At 54.2% G+C, this 12,073-nt stretch carries 9 protein-coding genes and 1 pseudogene; 5 read left to right on the top strand and 5 right to left on the bottom strand.

Features of this window, described 5'->3' with window-relative positions:
* Both B2R17_RS28210 and B2R17_RS10225 read right to left on the bottom strand, forming a co-directional pair.
* Positions 1–154 (bottom strand): annotated as a pseudogene (locus tag B2R17_RS28210) (adenine phosphoribosyltransferase); the annotation flags it as partial.
* A gap of 207 nt (positions 155–361) precedes the next feature.
* The gene (locus B2R17_RS10225) at positions 362–784 is read right to left on the bottom strand and encodes a TraR/DksA family transcriptional regulator (protein ID WP_008656455.1); all 423 of its coding nucleotides are present in this window, start codon (positions 782–784) and stop codon (positions 362–364) included.
* A 532-nt stretch (positions 785–1,316) separates the two neighbouring features.
* On the opposite strand from B2R17_RS10225, the gene B2R17_RS10220 reads away from it, so the two are divergent.
* Positions 1,317–5,105 carry an FHA domain-containing protein gene (locus tag B2R17_RS10220; protein WP_339887839.1) on the top strand — a complete coding sequence of 1,263 codons (3,789 nt, stop codon included), beginning with the start codon at positions 1,317–1,319 and terminating at the stop codon, positions 5,103–5,105.
* Between the two features lie 35 nt (positions 5,106–5,140).
* Here B2R17_RS10220 and B2R17_RS10215 read toward each other — a convergent pair whose 3' ends face one another.
* Both B2R17_RS10215 and B2R17_RS10210 read right to left on the bottom strand, forming a co-directional pair.
* Positions 5,141–6,301, bottom strand: a complete 1,161-nt coding sequence (locus B2R17_RS10215; protein WP_286763904.1) for a zinc-binding dehydrogenase — start codon at positions 6,299–6,301, stop codon at positions 5,141–5,143.
* Entirely contained in the window at positions 6,274–6,828 is a 555-nt protein-coding gene (locus B2R17_RS10210) for a helix-turn-helix domain-containing protein (RefSeq protein WP_008656465.1), read from the bottom strand. The genes B2R17_RS10215 and B2R17_RS10210 overlap by 28 nt, the downstream gene beginning before the upstream one ends.
* Positions 6,829–6,990: 162 nt before the next feature.
* On the opposite strand from B2R17_RS10210, the gene B2R17_RS10205 reads away from it, so the two are divergent.
* The 4 genes from B2R17_RS10205 (at position 6,991) to B2R17_RS10190 (ending at position 11,087) form a co-directional block, all read left to right on the top strand.
* Positions 6,991–8,334, top strand: a complete 1,344-nt coding sequence (locus B2R17_RS10205; protein ID WP_008664915.1) for a DUF5690 family protein — start codon at positions 6,991–6,993, stop codon at positions 8,332–8,334.
* A gap of 33 nt (positions 8,335–8,367) precedes the next feature.
* Positions 8,368–9,549, top strand: coding sequence for a TIGR03364 family FAD-dependent oxidoreductase (locus tag B2R17_RS10200; RefSeq protein WP_286763903.1), 1,182 nt, complete (start codon positions 8,368–8,370; stop codon positions 9,547–9,549).
* The gene (locus B2R17_RS10195) at positions 9,542–10,234 is read left to right on the top strand and encodes a phosphonatase-like hydrolase (RefSeq protein ID WP_286763902.1); all 693 of its coding nucleotides are present in this window, start codon (positions 9,542–9,544) and stop codon (positions 10,232–10,234) included. The genes B2R17_RS10200 and B2R17_RS10195 overlap by 8 nt, the downstream gene beginning before the upstream one ends.
* 67 nt (positions 10,235–10,301) lie before the next feature.
* Complete coding sequence (locus tag B2R17_RS10190) at positions 10,302–11,087, top strand: class I SAM-dependent methyltransferase (protein WP_286763901.1); 786 nt, start codon at positions 10,302–10,304, stop codon at positions 11,085–11,087.
* Positions 11,088–11,219: 132 nt separating this feature from the next.
* Here B2R17_RS10190 and B2R17_RS10185 read toward each other — a convergent pair whose 3' ends face one another.
* On the bottom strand, positions 11,220–11,822 hold the full coding sequence (locus B2R17_RS10185) for a redoxin family protein (protein WP_037250230.1): 603 nt from the start codon (positions 11,820–11,822) through the stop codon (positions 11,220–11,222).
* Positions 11,823–12,073: the final 251 nt, after the last annotated feature.

The following is a 12,073-nucleotide window of genomic DNA, read 5'->3' as shown; positions in this document are numbered from 1 at the left end:
CCACATCAATCTTCTGATCCAGAAACGGCTTTGCCATTTCTTCGACCGAAGCGGTCAACGCTTCGGGATGGGCGAGCAAGGGAGTGATGTCTCGAAACAGAATGCCGGGCTTGGGATAATCCGGAATGTCACGAACGTGATGACGCAAATCCATGTGCTGATACGGTTTTCGTTGAGATGCGAAGGCCAGTTGATCACACAAAACAGATCAACCTGATTGCCGCATCCTAACGAATCAACACGGGCGTCTCACACCGGGCACACTGTTCAGAACCCGGTCAAAAAGAAGTTTCTCGGAATCAGCGTGTCCAAATCACCGTTGCGTCATAGCAACAGAGATTGGCAAACCGATCCCCACCGATCAAACCGCGGGATCAACTTTGGGAGCGTCGAAAATGCGATTCCATTCCGTCGGCGCGACCACGCCAGACGATGACTCTCGTTCCGCAGCACGACGGCAATTGATGCAGTCCACCGCGTATGGAATCGCTTTCAAACGGTTGAGCGGAATGGGTTTCCCGCAATCTTCGCAATCTCCGAAACGGCCTTCCTCGAACCGCGCGATCGCTTCTTCGATCGCCAGCAATTCACGGCTCTCAACCTCGACTAACTGACTGTTCAGTTCGTCTTGGACCGTATCCGCGGCGGCGTCGAGCGCATCGCCGGTTTTCTGATTGTGAAGTTCTTGTAGAAGGCTCAGATCGCCTTCCAACGCCTTTCGAAGCGCGTCTCGACGACGGAGCAGCGTTACCCGAAGCGTCTTCAGTGTGTCATCGCGAGACATAATTCACCTCTCTGGCTGGCAAAGTGACCGAAACCGACCCAACAACGGCACTGACTGTGACGCACGCCGAGCCATTCAAGTTCACTCAATTGGAGCGTTCCTAGCTGCACACCGAGTAAAACCCTGGTTTCATTAGGGTAGATCGAAGAAAAGCCTTCCCCTTCCAACAAAGGGACCTTTCCAGCGTTTACGGGGCGCCGCTGCGAAGAAATTTCCGGTTGAATCGAAAATCACTTCGACGACAGACCACAAAACAACCAAAACCCCTCCGCGGAACCACGAGCATTCAACCAGATACTTTCCCCCCTGCAAAGTCGTCCGAAATCCGCAAAGTTTGCCAAAACGGAACAAATGCCTTCATGCCCCTGATCGGATCAACCGAATAAACAGAACCAAGTGGTGACTCCGAACCGCTTGAACGGCACAGAAAACGACTCGAAACCCAGACAGATCCTCCCCATACAGGTCCGTCGCGGTCATTTCAGACCCGTTTCACCGTTCTCAAGAAAGCATTCCCGTGAGAAGGAACTCCGTGGTGGCAACTGACTCCTCGAACACACCAACACACACCGACTCCAACTCCGCAACCGCGTTCGCGGCTCCATCCCGATCGGAGTCGCCAACCCGTTCCGGTGCAGCAGGGTCCGCGACCAGTTGGTTGAATCAGCCACGCTATGCGACCGCGGCCGAGCCTCAAACCGCGACGACCAATTCACCGGCAGCTGCGGCCAGCAAACCGATCGGCGACCACGGGACGATGTGGAACCAAGAAGGTGCCATCGAATTCCGAGTTCGGTGCGAAAACCATCCCACGCGTCGACTGCGTCTGGCCGGAGCTCGCTACACACTGGGCAACGGTGTCGGATGCTCGATCCGCTTGGACGATCCAACGCTGCGTCCGCTTCACGCGGTTCTGATCCGCGACGCGCACCGAATCCTCATTCGTGCGTACTCGATCCCGTTGCTGATCAACAACATCCGCGTCACTGAAGGAACGTTGCAACAAGGTGACACTCTTCGATTGGGCAACTACGAATTTGAATTGATTCAAGACAAGTTTGGCGAAGCGAAGCAACCCAAGCCGACCGCACATCGTTTCGCTGAATCCGTTCCGCGTCTTGCTTCCGGCAACCCGGAATCGATGTTTGATTCCAACGTTGAGTTCCAAAAGGAAGCATCACGTTGGCACAAGCTCAAAGAAGAAGCCGAGAAACGCGATCGCTGGGTCCGTGAACGACAAGACGAACTGAAACAACAAGCCGATCAAATCGAGGCTCAGTTCAAGGCACTCCGTGAACGCGAAGACGAAATCCGTTCGCAAGAAACCGCTGCGGTCGAACTGCACGCTGAATTCCAAGTTCGTCATCGCGACCTCACCGAACGCCAAAATCAACTGGCGGCGCAACAGAGCGAACTGGAACAACAACGCGAAGACTGGAAAGCTCAACAGGAACGTCTGCAAGGCCGCGACGTCCACTATCGAACTCAAATCGAAGAGCTGCTTCTCGAAAAAGAAAACCTGTCTGAGCGTGAACGTGATAGCGAACGACGCCTGAACGAAACGCGTCAGCAACTCAAGCAGTCGCAAAGCCAAGCCGATGCCGCCGCCGAAGCGGTGACGCAGATGCGCGCCAAATTTGCTTCGCTCAACGAACAACTGCTGGCCCTCGGTGAGCAACAAGAATCATTGCAGTCGATGGGACTGGAACGAGTCGAAGAGCACGCTCGTCAATGCAAAGAACTGTCAGCCGCTCGCGACGAAGCCATTGCGCAACGTGAAACGGCCAATCGTGAACGCGATGATCTCTTGGATCAAAAAGCCAGCAGCGATGCCAAGCTTTATGAGACCCAGGAAAAGTACGACGCGTTGCTCAAGACCGAAGAATCACTTCGGCAAGAGATCGAAAGCCTACAGATCGAAATCTCCGACGCTCGCAAAGAAGCAGAAGCACTGCGTCGCGATTGTCAACACGCACGCACGACGATCGGTGAACTCGAAGAACGAGTTCGTGAATCAGAAAACCGACACGACACCGACCGAACGTCGTGGAGCGACGAAATGGACGCCCTCCGGACCGGCGTCGACGAGTTGACACTCAGCCTCGCGCAGGCCGAACAACAACTGGCTCAACTTCGTGAAGACAACGAGAAACTTCGCGAGACCTTGTCGGTGACCGAAGAACAACGCGATGAGTTCAAGAACAAGTACAAGACTTCGGAAAAACAACGCATTCGCGCCGAACGCGAAGTTTCCGAAACACGCCAACTGTTCGATCGGTCCAACCGCGACCACGACGACACGCTCGATCAAATCGAACGACTCGAGGAAGAAACTCGTCAACTGATCAGTGGCAAAGGCGACGCCGAATCGAAACCCGCGGATCCCGAAATCCGCTTGGGCATTCTTTCCGCCACCGAAACCGGAACGTCGGATGAGGAATTCGTTGAAGAAGAAGCGGCAACTCAGGCCCTTTCTCAAGCCTCGATCGCAGAATTGGACACTCCTGAATCCGCGATCGATGGACCAGGCCTGCACGTTGCCAGCGAGCCCGTTGATGAATCATCGGAAATGACATCGACCGACGCGCATGCTTCTGGAGAAGTGATCGACGAAGCGATGAGCTTGGTCCACGATTCCGAAACCGATCGTTTGCTTCAAGAAGCAGAAGAAAAAGCGGCCAGTTGGAGCACTCCAATCGCGGAAGAGACCGTCGAACAAGACGATGACGCGTGGCCGACTTACGAAAGTGCTGAAGCGGCAAAGAGCGACATTGACGAAAGCTCGGTCGATCCAAACGCCATGGGTGCCAACGTGTCATTGGGCCCTGACGCGATCAGCCCAGAAATTTCGGAAGTCGACGTCAACGATTCACCGGCGCCCGCTTGGCCAGAAGAATCCGAATCGTTGCTGCTGCCTCAAGAACGTCTGGCAAGCAACTCGCTCGCCGAAGCGATCAATGAGTCAACCGATCTCCGCAACGCCCAAGACGCCCAGCCTATCAACGATGTCAGCAGCGACGAAGTTTCCGCTGAGTTGCCCATCGAGACAGCCAACCATGACGCCTGGTCCACCGTGGCCGAAGCCGACGAAGAGGAATCCGTCGACAACCTCAACGCTCAACAATTTGCTGCCGAGTTCACCGCCGCTGCACAAGAAGAGGCCGAACAAATTCGCGAAGCTCGCCTGTCGCAAGAATGGAACACGGAAGAACACTCGACGGAATCCACTGTCGAAGGTTCTGTCGACCATGTTGCCACTCACGAAGAAGCAGCTTCACTCGACGAGGCCAACCCATGGGCAACCGCTGACCTGGATCAATCTTATCCAGAAGAACAACCGTCGTACGATGAACAGCAGTCTTTCGACGCTAGCGATTCCGAGTCACCGCTCAGCCTCGCTGACCAACTGATTCGCGACCTCAACAATGAGAACACCTCCGAGGTAGACGATCACTCGACCGCACACGAAGAGATCTCGTCCGAAACCGGCACCCAAATGTGGGACGGTGAAACGGATTACTCCGCCCAAATGGAAGCAGAAGTCGGACCACGTGACGCCGAGTCGGAAACCTTCGTCGACACCAGCGACATTTCCGCCACCCAACCTCACTCGTGGGACCAGCAGGATTCGGAAGACTCATTCGAAGTCGCTGAAGAATTCGAATCGTCTCTCGCCGAAATCCAAGAAGAACCTGCTGCGGCTGAATTGCCAAGCACCCAAGAAGTAGCTGCTGAAACCGTCGTCGCTGGTGAATCGGAAGAGCCCGACGACGACTCGATCGAAGCCTACATGAATCGTTTGTTGCAACGCGTCCAACAACAATCAGGTGACGAATCCGCACCCGCGGCCCCGAAACCAAAAGCGGAAACGCCCAAACCTGCGGAAACGCCGGTACAAGCTGAAAGCGTTGAATACGACATTGAACCAGAGGTCGTCGAACCTGTCGATCCAAACGCTCCGTTGATCCCACGTTCGCAAGCCCCCGAACGCAACAGCAACCTGTCTGCGATGCGAGAGCTAGCAAACGAATCTGCTCGCAGTGCCGTTGAACGAAGTGCCAAATCGCAATCGCACAGCTCGCGTGTTCAGGCGATGGTGAAGTTCATGCAAGCTGTTGTGGCGGTCATCTGCGGAATCGCAGCAGTCGCGTTTGTTGCCCACGGCATGCTGAAAATTGTCGCCGCCGTTGCCGCTTTGCTGATCGCCGTGATTTGTGTGAAAGAGGGTCTGACGCTGTTGTCATCCACTCGCAGTCGCTCGCCTAAACAAGCCGCTGCTGAACTCCAAAACGAAGTTCAGACCGCAGAAGTCGTCGAGTGATTCAACGGCGTGACCAACCAAGTCACGTCGCTCAATCAAGCGTCCGAGGACGGATACACGGCCACACGAACGGGCCGTTGCTCCATCGCATACTCAAACGCTTGCTCGACTTCCCGAAGTGGAAACCCTTTCCCGACCAACGTGTCGAATGGGAATCGTTGGTGGTTGCGTTCCAAGAATCGCAACCCATCATCTAAATCGCGAGGCAAGTAGTTGTGCAGCCCGCGAATGGTCAGCATCCGGCGAATGGCTTGTTCGGGATAGAGTGCGATTGGATCCGATGGGAACACGGATCCAACCAACACCACGCATCCACCCATCCGAACCGAATCCAAGCAGGCATTTACGGCCGTCGTCATTCCCGCGAAATCGATCGCAATGTCCACGCCTCGACCGTTGGTCATTTCTTGTAGCATCGATTGCCGTTCGTCCGCGGTCTCACCAACGATCAAATCAGTTGCTCCAAAAGATTGAGCCATTTCTGCTCGATCCGCGTTTGGGTCAGCAACAACGATTCGTGCCGCACCGGCTTCGTTCAATTGTGCCGCGGCCGTCAAACCGAGCATACCCGCTCCGACGACCAGAACAGTTGCGTGTTTGACTCGGTGAGTCTGATTCACCAAACGAAGCGCAGCCGACACCGTCGCCGTCGCGCAGTTGACTGGTGCAACCACTTCGTTGGTCAACTCATCTGGCACCGGAAAAATCGGTGTCCCAGCGACGAGCACGCAGTGTTCGCTCAAGCCTCCGGTCGGATGCCCATGACTGGCTTCGTGGCCGTATTTGAATAGGGAGTCACACTTCTGATTCAGATCGTTGCTGCAATAGAAACAGTGCTCACAACCAACCGACATCGCCCACGTGACTCGCTGTCCGATTTGCAACGGCACACCGTGGTAGTCAGACGGTGTGAATTCGCCGCACCATCCGATGACTTCTCCGACGATTTCATGTCCAAGCACACCATGATCGTGGCCCTTTCGTCGGCCCGAGACGGTGTGCAGGTCACTGCCACACAAAGTGCAACAAAGGACTCGAACGAGCACTTGACCCTCATCCAACGGATCAAGTTTGCTTCGTGATGAAACGAACCGTCGTTCGGTGGAATCAAATTCCATCGCGACGTTTTCGATCTCAGATAACGAATCCGGCTCACCATCGTTTGGAATCACTGACGTCCCAACCGAAATAGACATATCACTTCCGCTTCATTTGCAAATGGATTGGCCAAGCAATGCTCCACTTCACTATCAAAGTAGAGGCTGTCACCTTTTGATAGGGTGAACTCTTGCTCGCCGTAAAAAAACCGAACTCGCCCTTTCAACACGGTTAGAAACTCTTCTCCCTCGTGCGTTCGCGGTTCACGCTCTTCGCCGCTGGGAATCTTCAGCAGGAACGGATCCATCGTTCGATGCGTTCGCTCACTGGCAAGCGAGTAATACTCGATCAAAGAATCCGGATCGCGTTGAATCCTCTTCCGTTCGTCATGCCGGACACAAACGATCTGCGGCCGATCGTCCAGTCCTTCTAACAAACTCGACGTCGACACACCCAAGCTCGTCGCCAAATCTGCAAGAGCGGGAAGCGACGGCGTGATGCGAAAGTTCTCCACGCGGGAGAGCCAGCTCTTCGTTTGGCCGCTCTTTTGTGCCACCTCATCCAAGGTCATCCCGCGATCCAATCGCAGCTGCCGAAGACGCTGTGCTAACTCCACCAGATTCATTGCCTGACCCCGCGTCGCAACATTATGAGGATCGGATGAAGAATCCTCCGCTCGTGTTGACTGTAAAGAAACATTGTTGCACCATCGCGAATTCGCGTCCAGGCATTGCCCGGCAACCTCGCGATTTTCCTTCATCACAAACAACACTCCTCGCGTGACCTCATGGCAACGACCACGGATGCTTCTCTGAACGGGAACGCAACGATCACGCGGGATAGTATTGTTACTCGATGGTTGACGGACACTAATCCAACGGCATTTTCGATCTACTGCATTGCCGCTGCCTTCGGCACCTACTTTTGCATGTACGCGTTTCGAAAGCCATTCACCGCCGCCACCTATGATGGGATGGTCGCCTTTGGAGTTGGCTACAAAACGATTCTCATCACATCGCAAGTCGCCGGCTACACGCTCTCAAAGTTTGTCGGCATCAAGGTTGTCTCCGAGATGCCGGCGCGGTACCGGGCGATCTCGATTGTTGCATTGATCGGCATCGCTGAAGTCTCGCTGCTGTTGTTTGCGGTCACTCCAGTTCCTTGGAATTTCGTTTGGTTGTTCGTCAATGGATTACCACTTGGAATGGTCTTCGGACTGGTCCTCGGGTTTTTAGAAGGACGCGCCGTGACCGAGACGCTATCCGCCGGTCTTTGCGCGAGCTTCATTCTGTCGTCTGGCTTCGTAAAGTCCGTCGGCCGAACTTTGATCGAAGTGCATGAAGTTGGAACGTTTTGGATGCCAGTGATCACAGGCCTACTTTTCGTTGGTCCCCTGTTGATCTTCGTCTGGATGCTCTCTCAAATCCCGGCACCATCGGCAAACGATGAACGCTTGCGATCCAAACGTTCGCCGATGAACGGTGAACAACGCCGTGCGTTCTGGCGTCGCCATGCGTTGGGACTGACCGGCTTGCTCTCGATCTATGTTTTGCTCACGCTGATCCGAAGCCTTCGAGACGATTTCGCAATTGAGATCTGGAGTGAACTCGGTGTCGAAAACGAACCGACCGTGTTCGCACGCTCCGAATTCTGGGTGATGATCGGCGTAGTCACAGTCTCGGGGCTGACCAGTTTGATCCGAAACAATCGCATCGCATTCCTGTCGTCCATCGCGTTGTTGACGACCGGCTTCGCGATTGTGGTGGGCGCTGTTGCGGGCCAGACTTATGGCCAACTTTCACCAATGACCTTCATGGTGCTGCTGGGATTCGGGATGTATATCCCATATGTTGCTTTTCACACCACCGTGTTCGAACGCATGATCGCGGCCCTCCGAGAAACGGGAACGATCGGCTACCTAATGTATCTCGCCGACGCCCTTGGTTATCTCGGGTATGTCGGCGTGATGTTCTATCGCAATTCGGTTACCTCCGATCGCAACTTCCTGTCGCTGATGAATCGAACCTCCGTCGTGGTCGCCATTTTGGCCAGCCTCATCGCAATCCTTCTCTTCATCCACTACACAACCAAGATTCCTCGTCACGAATCGCCCGTCGACGAGCACGTTTAAACACAAATTTCATTGTCCACTTCGAATTCATCCATGACGTCTCACACCACCGCCGCGCATCACTCTGACCTGATCGTCGTCGGCGGGGGTGTCCTCGGAACCTTCTACGCCTACCACGCGTTGCGACGAGGACTGAAGGTCACGCTGATAGAAAAAAATTCGAAACCGATGGACGCGACGGTTCGCAACTTCGGTCAAGTCGTTCCCTCGGGTCTAAATCGCGACTGGCAAATTCACGGGCGTGAGAGTCTCCGGATATACAAAGAACTCCAAGCTCAAACCGAACTGTCGGTTCGCCAAAACGGAAGCGTGTACATTGCCTCAGACGAAGAGGAATGCACGTTGATCGAGGAACTGCATCAGATCAATCAAGATGCAGAATACGAATCGGAATTGTTGACGCCCGAACAATGCCGAATCAAATACCCAAATCTCCGAATGGACTACTGCCGCGGCGGCCTGTCTTTCCCGCAGGAAGTTTCGGTGAACCCTCGCAGGATGATTCACCATCTGCATGACTTTCTTCGAACCCAGGCCAATTTCGAATCACGCTTCGAGACGCTGATCCAGCACATCGATCCGGTTCGCTCCAATCTGATTCACCTGCAGACATCCAAAGGCGAAACACTGTCTGCAAACAAGGTCATCGTCTGCTGCGGCGCAGAGTTCCAGACACTGTTTCCAGAAAACTTTCGCACAAGCCAGATGAAGCTTTGTAAGTTGCAAATGCTGCGGCTTTCACCTCAACCGCAATCGGTGCTTCCCGGAAATTTGCTGACCGGCCTTTCGATCCGCCGTTACGAAGGCTTCTCGGAATGCCCCTCTTGGAATGCGATCAAAGCCAACGAACCAACAGACACGTTTGCTCAAGTATGGGGGCTGCACATCCTGTTCAAACAAGAATCCGATGGCGGAATCATCTTGGGTGATTCACATGAGTACACCTCCGCCGACCGGCCCAACGAACTCGATTTTGACATTCGTTCCGACGTCAACAACGCCATCTTGATGGAAGCGAAGCGTATCATGGACCTTCCGTCCTGGGACGTCGAAGCTTCCTGGCATGGCATTTACAGCCAAACCTCTCATCCGTCCGGCATCCACCTCGAAACGATCTTTCCCAACGTGCATGTCACGACGGGAATCGGAGGAAAGGGAATGACCAGCAGTGCCGGCTTCACACAGCATCACCTCACCGAGCTTTACAATGATTGAACTCGTCGTCTTTGACATGGCAGGAACCACCGTCGACGAAGACAACGTCGTCTACAAAACCGTTCGACAAGCCATCAACGCCGCTGGGTACAACTTCACCCAGGAACAGGTCCAATCCGCCGGGGCCGGCAAAGAAAAATCTCAAGCCATTCGCGACGTTCTCGCGTTGGACGGCGCTGACCATTCCGAAGATGAAGTCCAAGCGATCTTCGCTGATTTTCGCGATCGCCTCGTCGTAGCCTACAACTCGCTCGATGTCGTCGAACAGCCAGGTGCCTCCGACATTTTTCGCGAGCTTCATTCGCGAGGCATCAAGGTTGTCCTCAACACTGGCTACGATCGTCCGACCGCTGAAAAATTGGTCCACAAAATTGGTTGGACCATCGGTGAAGACGTCGATGCGTTGGTAACCGCCAGCGATGTCGAAACAGGACGTCCCGCGCCTGACATGATCTACTTGGCGATGGCGCTGACCCAAGTCACCAACGCAGCTTCGGTCGCGAAGATCGGCGATTCTCGAATCGATATCGAAGAGGGTCAAAACGCAAATTGCGGAATGGCTCTTGGCATCACAACGGGTGCACAGCCTGAATCCGAATTGCTGCAATCCAATCCGACCGCCGTCATTCATCACCTCAGTGATTTGCTTCAGCTGGTGGACCAAACCAGTAACGCGGTGGTCTAATACTTGGCGATGATGAGTTGCAAATTGGTTGACTCGCGAATCGCATGTCCCATCGATAGGTTTCAATATGGATGAGTCCGATGTTCGCGAATTCAACAGGGACGCTTGGGACAAACAAGTCGAACAAAACAATCGCTGGACAAAACCTGTTGACCAGGAAACCATCCAACGCGCCAAGTCCGGTGACTTCTCCATCGTGCTCACTCCCACCAAGCCGGTCCCCAGCGATTGGTTTCCGCCACTCGAAGGAGCGGAAACGCTGTGCCTGGCGTCCGCCGGCGGTCAACAAGCTCCGGTACTGGCAGCCGCCGGTGCGAAGGTCACGGTGTTTGACAATTCCCCGAAGCAATTGAAGCAAGACCGTTTTGTCGCGGAGCGAGACGGTCTCAAGATGAATTTCGTCGAGGGCGACATGGCCGACCTGTCGACCTTTCCCGATGACACCTTCAACCTCGTCTTCCATCCTTGCTCGAATGTTTTCGTGCCCAACATCCTCCCAGTTTGGCGAGAGTGTTATCGGGTGCTTCGCAGTGGGGGCACCCTACTGGCCGGCTTCACGAATCCTCTTCGATACATCTTTGACGATGAACGAAAAGAGAATGGCAATTTCGAGGTTCGATACAGCCTCCCCTATTCGGACCTGGAACATCTCGACCATTCGCACATTCAGCGATCCATCCAGGACGGATTCGCATTGGAATTTGGTCACACCCTCGAAGATCAAATGGGCGGCCAATTGAAGGCGGGCTTTTTGCTTTCCGGGTTCTACGAAGATCGCTACGCTTCGGACGCGAAGGATCCATTGTCGAACTTCCTGGATACTTTCATCGCTACCCGTGCAATCAAGCCATAAGCATCCAACATCTCAGCCAATGACGCGAGGCATTGCTGAATAACGCCCCGCGATGGCATCTCGTCTCTCGACCGTACATCCAGATCGCGTTTTGATGACATAAATAGCGACCTACATTCTAAACCGAGGTATTCAGGGCAATTTCGCGACAACGGTCGCGACGTCCGCCCGGTCTCCGTGCGAGATCACGGTCTTGCCGAAGACAATTTTCTTGTCCTGGTCCAACACGAACGTGGAGGGATAAGCGGTCTCACGTGGAGCGTCCCAACGAAGCCCCCAAGCGTTCGTGAATTTGTAGTCCGGATCAAGGACAAAGTGATAGTTGGATGGAAACGTTTTGTTCCCCTGGAACTCCTCAGCGTGCAATTCCAACAACTCTGCTGGTCCCGGGTAGATCATGACTACCTGAACATCTTTTAACGCAGCTTTCTTACTTAGGAACTCGCCAACCTGCCGGCTGCACATCGGACACTGTTTTCCGGGCCAGCCTCGCAGAACAAGCATCACGACAGGTGACTTCTCCGTCAATGATTCGAGCGAAACAGCTTCACCTTCCAGATTCATCAGCTCGAAATCGGGAGCAACTTCGCCAACCTTCGGCGGATGAGGTGGTTCTTTTCCAGGAGCAGCTTTTCGGCGACCTTGGGCCTGAGCTGTCGCGGAGAACGCAACGGCAGAAAGTGCCGTGAACGATAGCATCAGAAAAAGACCGAGTGTCGAGCGTCGAGTTTGCATCGGATGTCCTTGTTGGATTGCGAAGAAAGTGGATCTGAAAGGGGATGTTCGTTGTTTTCGAATCCCCGCCATTCACCTCAACGATCGGGGTGTTGGGTCACGACAACGTTTGCAATCGTCTGTGTCGACGAATAAGAGAGTGTATAGTATCGCCGCTCGCGATCCCGATTCGGTCGTTAAAACGAGTCACCTGCGCTTCTCTCACAGAACCATCGCTCACAACTCGCTGCATGCGTCATGCTGTTTCGCAG

This window comes from Rhodopirellula sp. UBA1907 (assembly GCF_002337565.1).
In the GTDB taxonomy this organism is placed as follows: domain Bacteria; phylum Planctomycetota; class Planctomycetia; order Pirellulales; family Pirellulaceae; genus Rhodopirellula; species Rhodopirellula europaea.
Note: the sequence above shows the minus strand (reverse complement) of the source record. Positions and strands in the feature narration are given on the sequence as shown.